The organism is Sinorhizobium sp. 6-70 (assembly GCF_030124375.1).
GTDB lineage: Bacteria > Pseudomonadota > Alphaproteobacteria > Rhizobiales > Rhizobiaceae > Sinorhizobium.
In genome coordinates this window covers 1-17,291 of record NZ_JASKLS010000003.1, presented here as the reverse complement: position 1 = coordinate 17,291, position 17,291 = coordinate 1, and the positions used below count along the sequence as shown (strand labels likewise).

The 17,291-nt window shown below is 62.8% G+C and carries 15 protein-coding genes; 4 read left to right on the top strand and 11 right to left on the bottom strand.

The features are described from left to right. Window positions 1-378: 378 nt before the first annotated feature. From QN222_RS07165 to QN222_RS07130, 8 genes are all read right to left on the bottom strand, one after another. Window positions 379-1,446 carry a LacI family DNA-binding transcriptional regulator gene (locus QN222_RS07165; protein ID WP_283962125.1) on the bottom strand — a complete coding sequence of 356 codons (1,068 nt, stop codon included), beginning with the start codon at window positions 1,444-1,446 and terminating at the stop codon, window positions 379-381. A 261-nt stretch (window positions 1,447-1,707) separates the two neighbouring features. Beyond that, the gene (locus tag QN222_RS07160; RefSeq protein ID WP_283962124.1) at window positions 1,708-2,091 is read right to left on the bottom strand and encodes a hypothetical protein; all 384 of its coding nucleotides are present in this window, start codon (window positions 2,089-2,091) and stop codon (window positions 1,708-1,710) included. A gap of 235 nt (window positions 2,092-2,326) precedes the next feature. Then, window positions 2,327-3,022, bottom strand: coding sequence for an urea ABC transporter ATP-binding subunit UrtE (gene urtE / locus QN222_RS07155; RefSeq protein ID WP_283962123.1), 696 nt, complete (start codon window positions 3,020-3,022; stop codon window positions 2,327-2,329). 15 nt (window positions 3,023-3,037) lie between these two features. Beyond that, window positions 3,038-3,799: an urea ABC transporter ATP-binding protein UrtD gene (gene urtD, locus QN222_RS07150; RefSeq protein WP_283962122.1), complete on the bottom strand. Its 762-nt coding sequence runs from the start codon at window positions 3,797-3,799 to the stop codon at window positions 3,038-3,040. A gap of 5 nt (window positions 3,800-3,804) precedes the next feature. Continuing rightward, complete coding sequence (urtC, locus tag QN222_RS07145; RefSeq protein WP_283962121.1) at window positions 3,805-4,980, bottom strand: urea ABC transporter permease subunit UrtC; 1,176 nt, start codon at window positions 4,978-4,980, stop codon at window positions 3,805-3,807. Then, a complete protein-coding gene (gene urtB, locus QN222_RS07140) occupies window positions 4,977-6,593 on the bottom strand; it encodes an urea ABC transporter permease subunit UrtB (protein ID WP_283962120.1) in 1,617 nt (538 codons plus the stop codon). The genes urtC and urtB overlap by 4 nt, the downstream gene beginning before the upstream one ends. Window positions 6,594-6,766: 173 nt before the next feature. Beyond that, the gene (gene urtA / locus QN222_RS07135) at window positions 6,767-8,059 is read right to left on the bottom strand and encodes an urea ABC transporter substrate-binding protein (protein WP_283962119.1); all 1,293 of its coding nucleotides are present in this window, start codon (window positions 8,057-8,059) and stop codon (window positions 6,767-6,769) included. Between the two features lie 239 nt (window positions 8,060-8,298). Continuing rightward, a complete protein-coding gene (locus QN222_RS07130; protein ID WP_283962118.1) occupies window positions 8,299-8,673 on the bottom strand; it encodes a hypothetical protein in 375 nt (124 codons plus the stop codon). 246 nt (window positions 8,674-8,919) lie between these two features. Here QN222_RS07130 and QN222_RS07125 point away from each other — a divergent pair, with 246 nt between their 5' ends. Continuing rightward, complete coding sequence (locus QN222_RS07125; RefSeq protein ID WP_283962117.1) at window positions 8,920-9,921, top strand: PQQ-dependent sugar dehydrogenase; 1,002 nt, start codon at window positions 8,920-8,922, stop codon at window positions 9,919-9,921. Window positions 9,922-9,948: 27 nt separating this feature from the next. Here QN222_RS07125 and QN222_RS07120 read toward each other — a convergent pair whose 3' ends face one another. Both QN222_RS07120 and QN222_RS07115 read right to left on the bottom strand, forming a co-directional pair. Further along, entirely contained in the window at window positions 9,949-11,043 is a 1,095-nt protein-coding gene (locus QN222_RS07120; RefSeq protein WP_283962116.1) for an ATP-dependent DNA ligase, read from the bottom strand. Beyond that, window positions 11,024-11,248, bottom strand: a complete 225-nt coding sequence (locus QN222_RS07115) for a hypothetical protein (protein ID WP_283962115.1) — start codon at window positions 11,246-11,248, stop codon at window positions 11,024-11,026. The genes QN222_RS07120 and QN222_RS07115 overlap by 20 nt, the downstream gene beginning before the upstream one ends. A gap of 350 nt (window positions 11,249-11,598) precedes the next feature. On the opposite strand from QN222_RS07115, the gene QN222_RS07110 reads away from it, so the two are divergent. The 3 genes from QN222_RS07110 to QN222_RS07100 all read left to right on the top strand — a co-directional run bounded on the left by QN222_RS07110 (window position 11,599) and on the right by QN222_RS07100 (window position 16,434). After that, entirely contained in the window at window positions 11,599-12,030 is a 432-nt protein-coding gene (locus QN222_RS07110) for an OsmC family protein (protein WP_283962114.1), read from the top strand. A gap of 113 nt (window positions 12,031-12,143) precedes the next feature. Beyond that, window positions 12,144-15,521 carry an ATP-binding protein gene (locus QN222_RS07105; RefSeq protein WP_283962113.1) on the top strand — a complete coding sequence of 1,126 codons (3,378 nt, stop codon included), beginning with the start codon at window positions 12,144-12,146 and terminating at the stop codon, window positions 15,519-15,521. Continuing rightward, window positions 15,514-16,434 carry a response regulator transcription factor gene (locus tag QN222_RS07100; protein WP_283962112.1) on the top strand — a complete coding sequence of 307 codons (921 nt, stop codon included), beginning with the start codon at window positions 15,514-15,516 and terminating at the stop codon, window positions 16,432-16,434. The genes QN222_RS07105 and QN222_RS07100 overlap by 8 nt, the downstream gene beginning before the upstream one ends. Before the next feature lie 118 nt (window positions 16,435-16,552). On the opposite strand, the gene QN222_RS07095 is transcribed toward QN222_RS07100, so the two are convergent. Next, the coding region (locus tag QN222_RS07095) for a cation:dicarboxylate symporter family transporter (RefSeq protein ID WP_284005336.1) at window positions 16,553-17,291 on the bottom strand (739 nt) is incomplete at its 5' end.

Sequence of the window (17,291 nt, the reverse complement as noted above, 5' to 3'; positions counted from 1 at the left end):
TGGTTATACCGGGACAGGGCATCGAAACAGGGGGCCGTTAGAGCATCCGCCTTGGGTGGAATCACGAAAAGCGTCCTTGCGCGTTCACTCCAGCGCCGCGCGTCTCGCCAGACGCGCAAAGGACGCTGTAGCCCTTTTAGGTGCTGCATGTTTTTATCCTTGAATCGGCTGCGATTAAGGAAACATGCAGTAGAACGCACAAGGCTCTAGACGTCGAGCATTCGCCGCAGGCAGCGCCTGCGCTCGTTGCCAATCCGGCACGACATGTCGATACGCGAGTCCGGTGACGTCAGACAGGTCTCCTCCCGAAACGTCACAAGCGGGAATGGTAGCGCTACCAATAGGCATTGTAAAGCGGCGCACACTGGCTGGCCGCGGTCAGATTGCGGGTATCGCCGGAAGCGTCGTGCTCTCGCGAATCTTCAACTCGAAGCCGAGATCTACGACGGTTCGCCGTGGCCGCTCGCCAGCAATAGCGGCCCGCGCCATGGCGATGGCGCGCCGTCCGATCTCGTATCGGGGGGTCCGCACGCTGGTAATGGAAGGCGACGCGACCTCCATCATTTCAAGGTCGTTGAAGCCGGCTATGCTGATTTGAGCCGGAACCTGCAAGCCTGCGCGATGGCAGGCGAAAAGGACGCCGAGCGCCACGTCGTCATTGTTGCAGATGACCGCGTCGAGATCCGGGGTCTTCTCGAGCGCCTTGTGAAAAAGGCCTACCCCCATCGACACGCTGGAGGGAGAAATGGTTGTCGTCACGAGTGCTGCATCGAAGCGGCCGGCTTCGCGCATCACCACCTCATAGCCCGCAAGACGCCGCCGCGTCCGCGGATCCATGCGGGCGCCAAGAAATCCTATGCGCTTGCGGCCGACATCGATCACGTGCCGCGCCACCGCCTTGCCAGCCTCCAGATGGGAAAAACCGATCATGATGTCGATCGGATCCGGTCCGATCTCCATGATCTGCACGACCGGGCAGCCCGCCTGTTCCAGCATCTGCCGCGTCGTCGGCCCTTGATCTATACCGGAAACGATAAGCGCCGACGGACGCTGCCCGAGGAAGACCCTCAGCAGACGCTCCTCCTCCTCGTCGCAATAGTGCGTGTTGCCGAACTGGATCTGCAGCGGGCAATCCCCCAGGCCGTCATGGATGCCGCGCAAGACCTCGGAAAAGACATTGTTCGTGAGCGACGGAACGAGCACGCCGATGACATCGGCGCGCGCCGAGGCCAACGCACGCGCGCTCGGGTTCGGCACGTATCCGAGCTTATTGACGGCCGCCGCAATGCGCTGGCGCAACTCCGGCGAGACGCGCTCGGGATCGCGCAGCGCGCGGGAAACGGTGATGCTGCCGACGCCGGCGAGACCCGCAACGTCCGCGAGCGTCGGACGGCCGCTGCCACGGCGCGATCGATTCCTGACTTCGCTGTCGTTGGACGACGCCACACCCCGCCTCAATCTGGCCCATCGGCGACGCTCGCCGCTGTTTTCGCGCCCACTGCAGCGGCGCTGTGGTCGGCGCGGGGGAATTACGCATGGCCTGGCGCTCCCCTCACCCGCCTATCTTACGGCATAGAATGAAAGGAAAGAACTCTCTGTGGTGCGGCGACCGCCCTGCGGCTCCGCACCGGTCAAACGCCGACAGGCAGGCAACGAAACAGCGCGGCACGACGGCCGCGCTGTTTCGCAACCCAGCCTCGGCACCTGTCACTCGGCGTGAAGCGGCTGATTGAAGCGGTCGGCAAAAGCTTCGATCGAACCGCGCCCGAAACGCCTGAGCCGGCGCCTGACCAGAACGGACATGACGCGGGCGGCGGTGGAAAAGGTCATCTCGTCGAGTGGGCCGTCGCCGCTCCACGGCTTGCTCAGCCGGTCGGTGACGATGCCGATCATGTTGGCGGGCATGATATCGGTGCAAGGTTTCATCCAGTTGAAAACCTCGCTGATTGCCAGGACCTTGCCTTCGTAACGTACGGTCGGTTCAGGCATCCCTTCATCCCAGTCGTCATAGGCCTCGAGTGCGTCTCGAAACAAATTTTGCAGGGTGATCGGGGCGTGCCCTTCGTAAAGGGCGGGCAGGAAATTCGTCATTAGGGTCTCCTCCGATTGGGTAGGCCGGAAACGCGAAATGGCCAATTCTGTCAGCAGTAACGGATTGTGATGCTCCTTCACAAAAAGTGCAGCGGCAGTATGGTTCAAAGCAACGGGCAGCGCAAACACAATCGATTAAAACACTGTATTTTTTGCCGCACTCCGAAGGCAAGCCATACTTCCAAAACCGGGCAAATGGCTGAATCTCTGGAATAATTTACCCTGTGGAAAACAGTCACACGGTCAAATGCCGCCGCGCCTCCGGTGCATCCAGCGTCTCGGCCGGTCCCTCATGCACGAAAGCGCCGCGGTCCATGATGTAGACGTGATCGGCAAGCTCGCGGCAGAAGTCGAGATATTGCTCGACGAGCAGGATCGCCATGCCGGTCGAATCCCTCAAATATTTGATCGCACGGCCGATATCCTTGATGATCGACGGCTGGATGCCCTCGGTCGGCTCGTCGAGCACCAGGATCTTGGGGCGAGTGACGAGCGCGCGTCCGATGGCGAGCTGCTGCTGCTGGCCGCCGGAAAGATCGCCGCCGCGCCGACCGAGCATGGTTTTCAGCACCGGAAACAGGTTGAAGATATCCTCGGGAATCGAGCGATCAGGCCGCTTCAGCGGCGCATAACCGGTTTCGAGATTTTCCCTGACCGTGAGCAAGGGGAAAATCTCGCGGCCCTGCGGCACGTAACCGACGCCGAGTTTTGCCCGGCGAAAGGGCGCCATGCCGTCGAGCGGAACACCGTTGAAGGAGATCGCACCGCTCGTCACTGGATGCTGGCCGGTGATCGCCCGCAAGAGGCTCGACTTGCCGACGCCGTTGCGGCCGAGCACGCAGGTGATCTTTCCCATCTCCGCCCTGATGGAGACGTTGCGCAGGGCTTCTGCTGCGCCGTAGTGAAGGCTGACGTTTTCGACACTCAACATGGGTCCAACTCCTTCTCACCGGCCGAGATAGTTTTCGATCACCTTCGGATCGCCGCTGACGAAATCGATCGAGCCCTCCGCCAGCACCGAGCCTTCCGCGAGACAGGTCACCTTGACACCGAGCTCCCGGATGAAGCCCATGTCGTGCTCGACGACGACGACCGAGCGGGTCCTGGCGATCTCCTTCAGCAGCACGGCCGTCTCGGCCGTCTCCGCATCGGTCATGCCAGCGACCGGCTCGTCGACGAGCAGGAGCTCCGGCTCCTGCGCGAGCAGCATGCCGATCTCCAGCCATTGCTTCTGGCCGTGCGAGAGGTTTGCGGCGAGGTCGTCGCGGCGCGCCGTCAGGCGAACGGTCGAAAGGATCTCCTCGATGCGGGCCTTGTCCTCGGCTGTCAGGCGGTAGAACAGCGTCGCGAAGACGCCGCGGCTGCGGTTCAGCGCCAGCTCCAGATTGTCCCAGACGGTGTGATTTTCGAACACGGTCGGCTTCTGGAACTTCCGGCCGATGCCAAGCTGGGCGATCTCCGCCTCGTCCTTCCGGGTCAGATCGATATCGCCCTTGAAGAAGACCGCGCCCTCGTCGGGCCGGGTCTTGCCGGTGATGATGTCCATCATCGTCGTCTTGCCGGCGCCGTTCGGACCGATAATCGCTCTGAGTTCACCCGGCTCGACGACGAAGGAGAGCGAATTCAGCGCCTTGAAGCCGTCGAAGGAGACGGAGACGCCATCGAGATAGAGCAGGCTCTTCGGTTTCTTTTCGTTCTTCTCATGCATGGCAGTCACTCCGCAGCCATCGGTTCTGCAGCCAGCAGGACCGCCTCTTTGTCGGTGACTCTTTCCTTCCGGGCGGCCTTGCGATGGGAGCGGCGCCGGCCAAGATAGTGCTGTGCCGTGCCGACGATGCCCTTCGGCAGCAACAGCGTGACGAGCACGAAGAGCCCGCCCAGCGCAAACAGCCAGAACTCCGGGAAGGCCGCGGTGAAGATGCTTTTCCCGCCATTGACGAGGATGGCGCCGATAATCGGGCCAATCAGCGTGCCGCGACCGCCGACCGCCGTCCAGATCACCACTTCGATCGAATTGCCGGGCTCGAACTCGCCGGGATTGATGATGCCGACCTGCGGCACGTAGAGCGCGCCGGCGACGCCAGCCATCATCGCCGAGACGGTGAAGGCGAAGAGCTTCATGTGTTCGACGCGGTAGCCCAAGAAGCGAGTGCGGCTTTCGGCATCGCGCAGCGCCACCAGCACCTTGCCGAACTTGGAGCGCACGATCCCCGAGGTGATGACGAGCGCGACGGCGAGCGCCAATGCGGAAGCCGCAAAGAGCGCGGCACGCGTGCCGTCCGCCTGGATGTTGAAGCCGAGAATGTCCTTGAAATCCGTGAGCCCGTTGTTGCCGCCGAAGCCCATGTCGTTGCGGAAGAAGGCCAGCAGCAGCGCATAGGTCATGGCCTGGGTGATGATCGACAGATAGACGCCATTGACCCGCGAGCGGAACGCGAACCAGCCGAAGACGAAGGCAAGCAGCGCGGGCACTACGACCACCATCAGCGCCGCGAACCAGAACATGTCGAAGCCGTACCAGAACCAGGGCAGTTCCTTCCAGTTGAGGAACACCATGAAATCCGGCAGGAGCGGGTTGCCGTAGGAGCCGCGCGCGCCGATCTGGCGCATCAGATACATGCCCATGGCATAACCACCGAGCGCGAAGAAGGCGGCGTGGCCGAGCGAGAGGATACCGCAGAAGCCCCAGACGAGATCGAGCGCCAGCGCCAGGAGCGCATAGGTCAGGTACTTGCCGAACAGCGAGACCAGATAGGTCGGCACGTGCAGCGGATGGTCCGGCGCGGTCAGGAGATTGAGCACCGGGATGAGGACGGCCAGCGCCAGCAGGATCGCCACGGCGACGAGAATGGTGCGATCCAGCGATTTGATGAGGAACGACGTGATCATGCTTCCACCGCCCGGCCCTTGAGTGCGAACAGCCCGCGCGGCCGCTTCTGGATGAAGAGAATGATCAGCACGAGCACGAGGATCTTGCCGAGCACGGCACCGGCATAGGGCTCGAGGAACTTGTTCAGGATGCCGAGCGAGAAGGCGCCGACCAGCGTGCCCCAGAGATTGCCGACGCCACCGAAGACCACGACCATGAAGCTGTCGATGATGTAACCCTGGCCGAGGTTCGGGGAGACGTTGTCGATCTGCGAGAGTGCCACCCCCGCCATGCCTGCGATGCCGGAGCCGAGCGCGAAAGTGAGCGCATCGACCACGGGCGTTCGGATGCCCATGGAGGAGGCCATGCGCCGGTTTTGCGTGACCGCTCGCATCTGCAGGCCCATCGGCGTTTTCTTCAAGAGGAAGAGAAGGCCGGCAAAGACGGTGAGCGCGAAAAGAATGATCCAAAGACGGTTCCAGGTGATCGTCAGCCCGCCGAGCTCGAAGGCGCCGGACATCCACGACGGATTGCCGACCTCCTGGTTGGTGGGGCCGAAGATCGAGCGCACCGCCTGCTGCAGGATCAGCGATATGCCCCAGGTGGCAAGCAGCGTCTCGAGCGGGCGGCCATAGAGGAAGCGGATGACGCCGCGTTCGATCGCCAGACCGACGGCGCCGGTGACCAGGAAGGCGAGCGGCAGCGCGATCGCCAGCGACCAGTCGAAGAGCCCGGGAAAAGACGTACGCACGACGTCCTGGACGAGAAAGGTCGTATAGGCACCGAGCATCACCATCTCGCCATGCGCCATATTGATGATGCCCATGACGCCGAAAGTGATGGCGAGGCCGATCGCAGCCAGCAGCAGCACCGAGCCGAGCGAGAGCCCGTACCAGACGTTCTGGCCGCCCGCCCAGAGCGTCTGGGTCTGCTCGATGCTCGCAAGCGCCGCCTCGATGTCCGGCTTCAGGGTCTCTTCGGCGGTGCCGAGAGCGGCGGACAGAATCGAAAGCGCCTCGCGGCTGCCGCTTTGCTTCAGGGTTTGAACGGCCTGCCGCTTCTCCTCGGGTGGCCTGTCGGAGGTGAGGATCGCCGTCGCGCGGGCCTGTTCGAGCAATGCGCGGATGCCGGCATCCTTCTCGGCGGCGAGTGCGTTTTCGATCGTCGGGAGCGCATCCGCGCCGGGCGCCTGCAAGACCGATTGCGCGGCCCTGAAGCGTTGATTGCGATCGGGGCTCAGCAGCGTCAAGCCGCCGAGCGCGGCGCGCACGGCACGGCGGACGCTGTTGTTGACCTTGATCTTCTGCAGCGCGCTCTTCGGCGCCTCGCCGACGCTCTCGCCGGAAAGCGGATCGCTGAGTATCAGGTCTGCCCCGCTTTCACGCGTGAGGAACACCTGGCCATCGGCCTTGCGGACATAAAGGTTGCCGTCGCCGAGCGCCTCGAGGACCGGCACGATCTTGGGATCGCCGCTCTTTGCGAGCGCGGCGATATGTTCGTCCATGTTGGAGAGCTTCGCCGTACCGAGCGCGTCGACGAGATCGCGCAACGGCTCCTCAGCCCTCAGCCCCGCTGTCGGGATCGCGGTCAAAAGGATCAGGGCCACGAGCACGGTTTGTAAGATGCGATACATTCGCCCCTCGCACGGGTTTCGCGTCGGTTCGCGGCGCGGCGGTGAAAATGCCCCTCCGTCCGAATGGACGCTTTCGGACGGAGGGTATTTCGATCTATCGGTTCGTCATGAAACGATGTTGTCGAAGAAGGCCGACATGGTCTTTTCCGAAGAACAAGGCTTTCGTCATGAAATCAGGAGCCTTTGCCGCCGCATTTGCCCGTGGCGATGTTGAAGTTGCCGCAGGACATCGGCGCCCGCCAGTCGGCGATCAGGTCCTTCGAATCCGGCAGGTAGTCCGACCACTCGTCGCCGACGACGAGGCCGGGGGTTTCCCAGACCGTCTCGAACTGGCCGTCTGCCTGGATTTCTCCGATCAGCACCGGCTTGGTGATGTGGTGGTTGGGCATCATCGTCGAATAGCCGCCCGAGAGATTCGGCACGGAAATGCCAACCATGGCATCGAGCACGGCATCGGTATCGGTGGTGCCGGCCTTTTCGACCGCCTTCAGCCACATGTTGAAGCCGATATAGTGGGCTTCCATGGGATCGTTGGTGACCCGCTTGTCATTCTTGGTATAGGCCTTCCAGGTCTTGATGAATTCGCCATTGGCCGGGTTGTCGACCGACTGGAAATAGTTCCAGGCGGCAAGATGGCCGACGAGCGGGCCGGTATCGAGACCGGCGAGCTCTTCCTCGCCGACCGAGAAGGCAACGACCGGGATATCCTCGGCCTTGATGCCCTGGTTGGCGAGTTCCTTGTAGAAGGGCACGTTGGCGTCGCCGTTGATCGTCGAGACGACGGCGGTCTTCTTGCCGGCCGAGCCGAACTTCTTGATGTCGGAAACGATCGTCTGCCAGTCGGAATGGCCGAAGGGCGTGTAGTTGATCATGATGTCCTCGGGCTTCACGCCCTTGGAAATCAGGTACGCCTCGAGGATCTTGTTGGTGGTGCGCGGATAGACGTAGTCGGTGCCGGCGAGCACCCAGCGCTCGACCTCTTCGTTCTCCATCAGGTAATCGACGGCGGGGATCGCCTGCTGGTTCGGCGCTGCACCGGTATAGAAGACGTTGCGCTGGCTTTCCTCACCCTCGTACTGGACGGGATAGAAGAGGATCGAGTTCAATTCCTCGAAGACCGGCAGCACGGATTTGCGCGAGACCGAAGTCCAGCAACCGAAGACGGCGGAAACCTTGTCGACGGAAATGAGCTCGCGCGCCTTTTCTGCAAAGAGCGGCCAGTCGGAAGCCGGATCGACGACGACGGCCTCCAGCTTCTTGCCGAGCAAGCCGCCTTTCTTGTTCTGCTCGTCGATCAGCATGAGCATGGCGTCTTTCAGCGTCGTTTCGGAGATCGCCATGGTGCCGGAAAGCGAATGAAGAATGCCGACCTTGATCGTGTCCTCGGCGGCGAAGGCGCCGTTGAACGCGGTCGTCGCAAGGGCGGCAGCGAGGAATGCGCCGCAAACGCGTGCCCTGATAGTCATCTGATTGAACCCCTCTAGTTCTGGTCGCCGCAACGGAGGCTCTTTGTCTTTGGCCGTTGCCTGACGGGACCTAGGAAAGGCACGAAGCGGTTTCCCGCCGGCTTTCCACGCCCGCCGCAGTGATCATCCGCCAGTCGCGCTGCACTGCACATACGTCATTCTACGTAGGTGACGGGGGGAAGAAGGAAGACGTTCAAATCAAACGGGGCTCTTCGTGGCTGACAAGCTGTCTGGGTGTTTCAGGATGCTCCGTGCTCAACGCGTCCGGACCTGAAAATCACGACAAGACCGGCGACCAGAACAACGACCAGGATGATGTGGAATGTCTTGTCGGCCGTGGTCTGCGGACCGATCCCGACGGCGATGGTGAAAGCGCCGACCAAGGTCCCGAGAAGCGCAAATGCCTGAACCACGAGGGCAATGAGGCGCGTCCGCCCCGGCACGCCGATACAAGCCAGCAGACCAAGGACCAGGACTGCTGCAATCACGCCCTCGGCAGTCGCGGCGCGCGAATGCTCGTAGCCGCTGAACAGGATACCGGCGTGGACAAGTGAGGCGGCTGCAAACAGCAGGGCCTCGAATCCGAGTATCGATTTTATCGAGGGGACAGGCATCACATCTCACCTCTTGGAGAGTTGAGCCTACCATGGGCTCAGCATCACCGGATCACTTCGCCGTGAGCCATACAGCGCCGCGCGTCTTACCAGACGCGCAAAGAACGCTGTAGCACTTTGAATTGCTACATGTTTTATCCTTAAATCGACTAGGATTTAAGGAAACATGCAGTTGGCTCCGGCTTGAAACGACAACGAGTCGCTCCAGTTCCTTGAGCAAATTCAGCTTGTATTCGGAGGGCGCCGATGGACGTCTTTTCCCTAAAAGCCGGATTTCTCTCCGCTCGAATGCGATTTCTCGCGCTGGCGGCGCTCGCCTCCGGAGTCGCTCTCGGTCCGGCGCGGGCCGAACTGCTTGCCCGCGTTCCCGCCGCGCGCGAAATGGCCGTCTGCGGCGACATCGTGTTCGTCGGAACCAAGGGTTCCTCGGTCTATGCCGTGCCGTTGTCCGGCGGCGGCGCCCGGCGGGTCGCCTCGGGGTTCTCAGCCGCGAACGGAGTCGCATGCTCCGGCGGTCGTTTGTTCGTCGCTTCAAGGGACAGCGTAACCGTGTTTGACATCGGGCGCGGGGGCGATCTGAGCGGCAGGCGCGATATTCGCCGAGGTCTGCCGAATTCGGGAGCCCATAGTTATCGCTATATCGCCGTCGGCCCCGATTCCCGGCTCTACGTTTCGTTGGGATCGCCTTGCAACATTTGCCGGCCGCGCGGGCAGCAAGGCACGATCGTCAGCATGAACCAGGACGGCTCCAACCTTCGGCGCGTCGCCTGGGGTGTGCGCAATTCGGTCGGCTTCGACTGGCGCGGCGGGACCATGTTCTTTACCGACAACGGAGCCGACCGGATGGGCGACGATGTCCCGCCCGACGAACTCAACGCGCTGCGGCCGGGGGGCTTTTACGGCTTTCCCTACTTTGGAGGCCAGACGCGGCTCAAAGGGTTTGAGGACGCATCGCCGCCCGAGCGGCAGATTCCGCCCGTCTTCGACTTTCAGGCGCATGTCGCGGCGCTCGGCATCCACTTCTTCCGCAGCCTCGGCGGTGACGCTCTGGTCGCCCAGCACGGCAGTTGGGACCGGTCGGTTCCGGTCGGTTATCAGGTCGTGCGGGTGCGCTTCCGGGGCGCCCGACCGGTCTCGGCAACGACTTTCCTCAGAGACGTCGGCCGGCCCGTGGACGTCAAGGAAGCGCCAGACGGTTCCGTCCTCGTTTCCGACGACGCCGGAGGCGCGATTTACATCTTCAGGTGATGACCCGGGCCAGCGGCTTCCCGGCCCTCAGCGCGGTAGGATCTGTTCGTAGGTGCACTGGCGTGGATCCTTGTCCGGCCTCCAACGCATCAACTTTGTACCGTGACGAAAACGCCGGTTGCCGACGTGGTCGAACCTTACCTCGACAACGAGTTCTGGACGAACCGGCTCCCATTCGCCGCTACGTTCGCTGCTCCAACGGCTGGGACCGCCGGGGGCCTTGCCGGTAAAGCCCGGTGGTTCGCGCAAGGCCTCGAGTCGGCGCGTCAGTGCAGGCCGCTCCTTGTCGGAGATCGTCGCGGTGAAGCCGACGTGGTTCAGCGTTCCTTCTGCATCGTACAGGCCGAGCAAGAGCGAGCCGACCTCCGCGCTGTCGCTTTCGTACCGGAAGCCGCCGACGACGCAATCGGCCGTCTTCAAGCGCTTGACCTTCACCATTGCGCGCTCTCCGCATTCGTAAGGGCGGTCGAGGTTTTTTGCGACAACGCCATCGGTGGCGCCTGCTTCCCACCCGGTGAGCCAGCGCTCGGCTTCCTCCCTGTCGAGCGTGAAGGGCGAAAGCTCCAGCTTGTCCCTAACGGCGTTCTCCCTTGCGAAGGCTTCGAGCGCAACTCGCCGGACGGCGAGCGGCTCGCCCACGAGGATTGCGCCGTCGGTGCCAACCAGCACGTCGAAGAGGATGAGCTTGGCGGGCGTCTCCTCCGAGAGCTTTCGAACGCGGCTCGCTGCCGGATGCAGACGCATCTGCAGCGCGTCGAAGGAAAGCCGTCCATCGACCTTGATTACCAGTTCGCCGTCGACCACGAATTGTGCGGCGCCCAGTTGCCGCAGTACGGCAACGACTTCCGGGAAGAAGCGCCCGAGCGGCTTGCCGGATTTCGCGCGGAGATCGACCTCTTCGCCGGACTTGAAGGCAAGGCAGCGGAAACCGTCCCACTTCGGCTCGTACTGCCATGCACCATCAGTCGGGAGTTCCGGGGCCGAGCGCGCCTCCATCGGCGCGGTGCTGACGGGCAGCACGAAGCCGCCGGCAGGTGGGACTGCGCCGGTGGCTCTTACCTGACGCGCCGGCCGCGATGCCTTGGCCCGCTTCGCTTGTCTTTCACGCGTGCGCAGAGCCATCGTCCACCCCCGCTAGCTCAGCCTGACGCAGCGTTCCTTCGCCGAGCCGCGAATCAAGCTCCTCGAGGAAGGCCGCTGGCGGATCGGTGAGATAGATCGCTTTCTGGTCGAGAGATTCCGCGATGCCTGCTTTGCCGCAACCGGCGTCACGATCGGGAATGGTGGCCGGTTTTTGGTTGTTTGGCCTGGCGACTTTCTTGGCCATGGAAGCACTCCTTTGGTCGAGTACCAACGCGCACGAAACCTCGACCCACAAAGGTTAGTTCCGCCTGCGGACCAAAATCGAGCTGCCGCGGTCGCCGCAACGGCGGTGATTATTCCTGGCCGTTGCTTCACCGATCATCCGATCCCGCTGCACGGCGCAAGTTTCATTTTACTTGGGCCGGGGGGAAGCAGGACGCAGCGCCGGTGTTGACGGCCATGCGTGGAATGGGGTGCTAAGGCGATTGACGGCGAATCAGACATGTCCGTCTGGCCGCAGGATGATTTTTCCGGTTATTGGAAATCCGTGAGCACCGGCGGCTATGATGCGCATATCAACACAAGGGAAGAACCATGAAAGCACGAATCAAATGGGTCGACGAGCGGACGTTCGTTGGCGAGTCCGGAAGCGGTCACAAACTCGTATTCGGGACGGCCTCCGGGCCGGAGGGGCGAACGCCCGGGCCGAGCCCGATGGAACTGGTGCTGATCGGCGCCGGCGGCTGCTCGGCCTATGACGTCATTCACATCCTCGAAAAGGGCCGCGAGGCAGTCGAGGACTGCACCGTCGAGCTCGACGCGGAGCGAGCCGAACAGGACCCGAGGGTCTTTACCCGCATCCATATGCACTTCGTGGTGAAGGGGCGCGGTCTCGCGACGAAGAAGGTGGAGCGCGCGATCGCGCTATCCCTGGAAAAATACTGCTCGGCGTCAGCGATGCTGGCCAAGACCGCGACGATCACGCATGATTTCGTCGTCATCGACACGGCCGCTGCCAGCGGATGACCGTTTGAAGCTTGCTTTCGCTTTTTCCGCATTGCATAAATTTCACGCACCGGCTGACTGTGCTGCGAAAAGAGGCAGACACCTGCCGGCAATGCGAGAGATGACGAGGCAACATGGCGGCACGCCAGCGCATCATTCCCGTTCGACGAGAATACAATCGCTGGGTCGCCAACCAGACGCTCGAGGATTATGCGCTGCGGTTTACCGCCAAGAGCGCGCGGCGCTTTTCCTCCGAGCGCATCTCGCAGACGGCCATCGGAGCGATCTCCTTCCTGGCGCTGGAAGCCATCGGCGGCGCCATCACCATGTCCTATGGCACCACCAATGCGATCGTCGCGATCCTGGTGGCAGGCGTCATGATCCTTTTGGTCGGCCTGCCGATCAGCCGCTATGCGATCCGACACGGCGTCGACATCGACCTCCTGACGCGCGGCGCGAGCTTTGGCTATATCGGTTCGACGATCACCTCGCTGATCTATGCGAGCTTCACGTTCATTCTCTTTGCGATCGAGGCGTCGATCATGTCCGGGGCGCTGGAGCTCGCCCTCGGCGTACCACTCTGGATCGGCTATATCGTCAGCGCCGTCGTCGTGATCCCGCTCGTGACCCACGGCGTCCGGCTGATCAGCAAGTTCCAGCTGATGACGCAGCCTTTCTGGATCGTGCTCAACATCCTGCCCTTCGCCTTCATCGCGCTCGCCGATTGGGAGAAGGTCGGCCTGTGGCTTGCCTTTTCCGGCATCCACCATGCCTCCGGTCCTTCCGGCACCATTGCGCCCTTCGATCTCGTGGAGTTTGGCGCGGCCTCCGCGGTGATCTTGGCGCTGATGGCGCAGATCGGCGAGCAGGTCGACTTCCTCCGCTTCCTGCCGCCGGACGGCCAGAAGAAGCTGCACCACCGTATAGCGGTCTTTCTCGCCGGCTCCGGCTGGGTGATCGTCGGTGCCCCGAAGCTGCTGGCGGGGTCGTTTCTCGTAGTGCTGGCGCTCAGCGCCGGCGTGCCCTCGACGCGCGCGGCCGATCCGGCGCAGATGTACTACACCGCCTTCGGCTACATTTTCCCGTCGGAGACGGCAGCACTGCTTCTGATGGTCGCCTTCGTCGTCATCTCGCAGCTGAAGATCAACGTGATGAACGCCTATGCCGGCTCGCTTGCGTGGTCCAACTTCTTCTCGCGGCTCACCCACAGCCACCCCGGCCGCGTCATCTGGCTTGTCTTCAACGTCGCAATCGCGCTCCTCCTGATGGAGCTCGGCATCTACCGGCTGCTGGAAGAGACGCTCGGCATCTTCTCGATCATTGCCATGGCCTGGCTCTGCACCATCTCGGGCGATCTGTTCGTCAACAAGCCGCTGGCCTTGTCACCCCCCGGCATCGAGTTCAAGCGTGCGCATCTTTATGACGTCAATCCCGTCGGCCTCGGGACCATGGGGATCTCGGCGGTCCTTGCGCTCACCGCGCATTTCGGCGCCTTCGGCGATATCGCCGCCTCGCTCGCCCCCTATATCGCCCTCGTCACGGCCTTCATCGCCTCGCCGCTGATCGCCTGGGGAACGGAAGGCAAATTCTATCTCGCCCGCAAGCCGCGCAAGAGCTGGTTCCGGGAGAGCGAGATCGCCTGCTCGATCTGCGAGCATCCGTTCGAGCCGGAGGACATGGCCTGGTGCCCGGCCTATGCCGCACCGATCTGCTCGCTCTGCTGCTCGCTCGACAGCCGCTGCCACGACATGTGCAAGCCGAAGGCACGGCTCAACACGCAGATCGCGACGGTCGCAAAGACGATTCTGCCGGAGGCGGTGACCGCGAAGCTCGCCACACGGCTCGGCCGCTACGCGATCTCCGCCATCCTCTCTGTCACCGGCATCGGCATCATTCTCGCGATGATCGCTCACCAGACGACCGCCGCCTCACCCGAGACCGCCGCCGTCGTCGTGCGAACCGTCGCGATCGTCTTCTTCGTCTTTGCGATCGTCACCGGCGTCGTCTGCTGGTTCTACGTGCTCGCCCATGACAGCCGCGTCGTTGCGGAGGAAGAGTCCTCGCGCCAGAACACGCTGCTCCTCAAAGAAATCGCCGCCCACAAGAAGACTGACGCCGCCTTGCAGAACGCGAAAGAAGCAGCGGAAGCGGCGAACCGGGCAAAGAGCCGCTATGTCGTCGGCTTGAGTCACGAATTGCGTACGCCGCTCAACGCCGTGCTCGGCTATGCGCAGATCCTCGAACGCGACGAGACGATACCGCCCGCAAGGCAGGGGGCGATCAAGGTGATCAAGCGCAGCGCCGATCACCTTTCGGGCCTCATCGACGGTCTGCTCGACATATCCAAGATCGAGGCCGGCAAGCTGCAGGTCTACTCCAACGAGATCAACATTCACGATTTCCTCGACCAGATCGTCGACATGTTCCGCCCGCAAGCCCAGGCCAAGGGCATCGCCTTCGAACATGACCGTGCGGCGGCGCTGCCGCAATATGTGCGAACGGACGAGAAGCGGCTGAGACAGATCCTCGTCAATCTCCTGTCGAATGCGCTGAAGTTCACCGAACGCGGGCGCATCCGCCTCGACGTCGGCTATCGCAATCAGGTTGCCACCTTCACGATCGAAGACAGCGGCCGCGGCATCAGCGACAAGGACCTGCCGAAGATCTTCGATCCGTTCCAGCGCGGCGAGGCGGAACATCGCATGCCCGGGCTCGGACTGGGCCTCACCATCACGCGCCTGCTGACCCAGACACTCGGCGGCGAGATCTCGGTCACCAGTGAACGAGACAAGGGCACCACCTTCCGTGTCCGCCTGATGCTTTCCGCCGTCGACCGGCCGGCGGCGCTCAACGACCCGGTGCGCCGGATCCGATCCTACAAGGGCGCCCGCCGCACCATCGTCGTCGTCGACGACAATGAGGATCACCGCGATCTGATGCGCGAGGTGCTTGCCCCGCTCGATTTCGTCGTGCTCACGGCGGCGAGCGGCCGGAACTGCCTGACGCTCATCGAAGACATCGAACCCGACCTGTTCCTGATCGACATCTCGATGCCCGGCATGAACGGCTGGCAACTGGTGGCGCAATTGCGTGAGAGCGGGCAGACCGCGCCGGCGATCATGCTGTCGGCCAATATCGGCGATGGATCGACGGCGGGTGCCGCGGGCGGCCACAACGACACGCTCACCAAACCCTTCGGTGTACGCCAACTCATCGACAAGCTGGCGATCCACCTCGGTCTCGAATGGATTCATGAGGAAGACGGCAAGCACGCCAACGGCAAGGCCGATCCTGTGACCAGTCCCGGACATCACCATGTCGAGGAATTGATCCGGCTCGGGGAAATCGGCTACGTCAGGGGCATCGAAGCGAAGCTGACGGAGATTGCCCTGAACCCGGAGAACCAGGCTTTTGCGGAGGCGGTGCGCGCCTATGTCCGTGCCTTCGACCTTTCCGGCTACGACGCTTTCCTGAAGCAGCTGACGGCAGGGGAGGCCGAGGCACGTGGCTGAACCCGCCAACCCGCGCGACATCGTCCTCCTGGTCGACGATTCGCCAGAAGCACTGGGCTTCCTGACCGAAGCCTTGGAACAGTCCGGCTTTTCGGTGTTGATTGCCACCTCCGGCAATGCCGCCTTGAATATTGCCGACCGCATCACCCCCGACATCATCCTGCTTGATGCCGTGATGCCCGGAATGGACGGCTTCGATACATGCGTGCGGCTGAAGGCGAACGCCTCCGTCACCCAGGTTCCGGTGGTCTTCATGACCGGCCTGACGGAGACGGAGCACGTGGTGCGCGCGCTGGAAGCCGGCGGCGTCGACTACCTCACCAAGCCGATCAATATCGACGAGCTGAGAGCCCGTATTCGCGTCCATCTCTCCAACGCTCGCTCCGCCCAGAGCGCGCGGGTTGCGCTCGATGCGGCCGGGCGTCACCTGCTTGCCGTGCGCGGCGACGGTGGAGTCCGCTGGTCGACGCCGCAGGCGACACGGCTCGTTAATGCCGCAACGGGAAGCGACGACGGGCTTGCGGTGGTGACCGCCCGCATTGCCGAATGGATGCAGCAACGGGAAAAGCATAGCCCCGGTCAGCCCAGCTTCACGCTACAGCAGGCGGGCCAGACGGGCTTGCAGATTTCCTATCTCGGCGCCGTCGGCGCGAACGAATATCTCTTCCGCCTGACCGCCGAGCACGGGATCAGCGACGACGAGATGCTGCGCCAGCATTTCCTGCTGACGCACCGCGAATCCGAGGTGCTCTCATGGATCGCCAAAGGCAAGTCCAACCGCGATATCGGCGAGATCCTGGGCTTGAGCGCCCGCACGGTCACGAAGCATCTCGAACAGATCTACGTGAAGCTCGGCGTCGAAAACCGCGCGTCGGCCGCCGTCAAGGCGACGCAGGTGCTGCACGGAATTTGATTTAGCTCCTGTCGTGGGGGCTTCTCGCGTCATCGCTCCTCGCGCCAAAAAAAGAGCGCGGCCTGGAAAACCAGACCGCGCCAAGCCGCACTTATCGTGCGTTGCCCTGGGAGGCAGTTTATTCGGCGGGTTGGATAGCCGCCGGGATGGTTTCGACGGCAGGTGCTCCACCGCCGAGTGCGGCGGAGAGCTGTGCCTGATCTAGTTCGCCTTCCCATTTCGCCACCACGACCGTCGCGACGGCATTGCCGACGAAATTGGTGAGCGCGCGGCATTCCGACATGAAGCGGTCGATGCCTAGGATCAGCGCCATGCCGGCAACCGGTACCGACGGAACGACCGAGAGCGTTGCGGCAAGGGTGATGAAGCCCGCGCCGGTGATGCCGGCAGCCCCCTTCGAGCTCAGCATGGCCACAAGCAGGAGCAGGATCTGGTCACCGAGGGACAGCGGGATATCGGTCGCCTGCGCGATGAAAAGCGCGGCAAGCGTCATGTAGATGTTGGTGCCGTCGAGGTTGAAGGAATAGCCGGTCGGGATGACGAGGCCGACGACCGAGCGCTTGCAGCCCGCCTTCTCCATCTTGTTCATCAGGCCCGGCAGCGCTGCTTCCGAGGAGGACGTGCCGAGCACGAGCAGCAGTTCCTCCTTGATGTAGCGGATGAGCGCGACGATCGAGAAGCCGTTGTAGCGTGCGACCGCGCCAAGCACGATGAAGACGAAGAGGAAGGAGGTGAGATAGAAGGTGCCGATCAGCATCGCGAGATTGGCGATCGACGCCACGCCGTACTTGCCGATGGTGAAGGCCATCGCGCCGAAGGCGCCGACCGGGGCGGCCTTCATCAGGATCGCCACCAGG

What these genes read in the sequence shown, in the direction of transcription:
- urtE (WP_283962123.1), bottom strand. Translation starts at nt 3,022, where the DNA reads ATGTTGAGTGTCGAAAACGTCAGCCTTCACTACGGCGCAGCAGAAGCC.
- urtB (WP_283962120.1), bottom strand. Translation starts at nt 6,593, where the DNA reads ATGTATCGCATCTTACAAACCGTGCTCGTGGCCCTGATCCTTTTGACC.
- urtD (WP_283962122.1), bottom strand. Translation starts at nt 3,799, where the DNA reads ATGCATGAGAAGAACGAAAAGAAACCGAAGAGCCTGCTCTATCTCGAT.
- QN222_RS07125 (WP_283962117.1), top strand. Translation starts at nt 8,920, where the DNA reads ATGGACGTCTTTTCCCTAAAAGCCGGATTTCTCTCCGCTCGAATGCGA.
- QN222_RS07120 (WP_283962116.1), bottom strand. Translation starts at nt 11,043, where the DNA reads ATGGCTCTGCGCACGCGTGAAAGACAAGCGAAGCGGGCCAAGGCATCG.
- QN222_RS07110 (WP_283962114.1), top strand. Translation starts at nt 11,599, where the DNA reads ATGAAAGCACGAATCAAATGGGTCGACGAGCGGACGTTCGTTGGCGAG.
- urtA (WP_283962119.1), bottom strand. Translation starts at nt 8,059, where the DNA reads ATGACTATCAGGGCACGCGTTTGCGGCGCATTCCTCGCTGCCGCCCTT.
- QN222_RS07105 (WP_283962113.1), top strand. Translation starts at nt 12,144, where the DNA reads ATGGCGGCACGCCAGCGCATCATTCCCGTTCGACGAGAATACAATCGC.
- urtC (WP_283962121.1), bottom strand. Translation starts at nt 4,980, where the DNA reads ATGATCACGTCGTTCCTCATCAAATCGCTGGATCGCACCATTCTCGTC.
- QN222_RS07115 (WP_283962115.1), bottom strand. Translation starts at nt 11,248, where the DNA reads ATGGCCAAGAAAGTCGCCAGGCCAAACAACCAAAAACCGGCCACCATT.
- QN222_RS07130 (WP_283962118.1), bottom strand. Translation starts at nt 8,673, where the DNA reads ATGCCTGTCCCCTCGATAAAATCGATACTCGGATTCGAGGCCCTGCTG.
- QN222_RS07160 (WP_283962124.1), bottom strand. Translation starts at nt 2,091, where the DNA reads ATGACGAATTTCCTGCCCGCCCTTTACGAAGGGCACGCCCCGATCACC.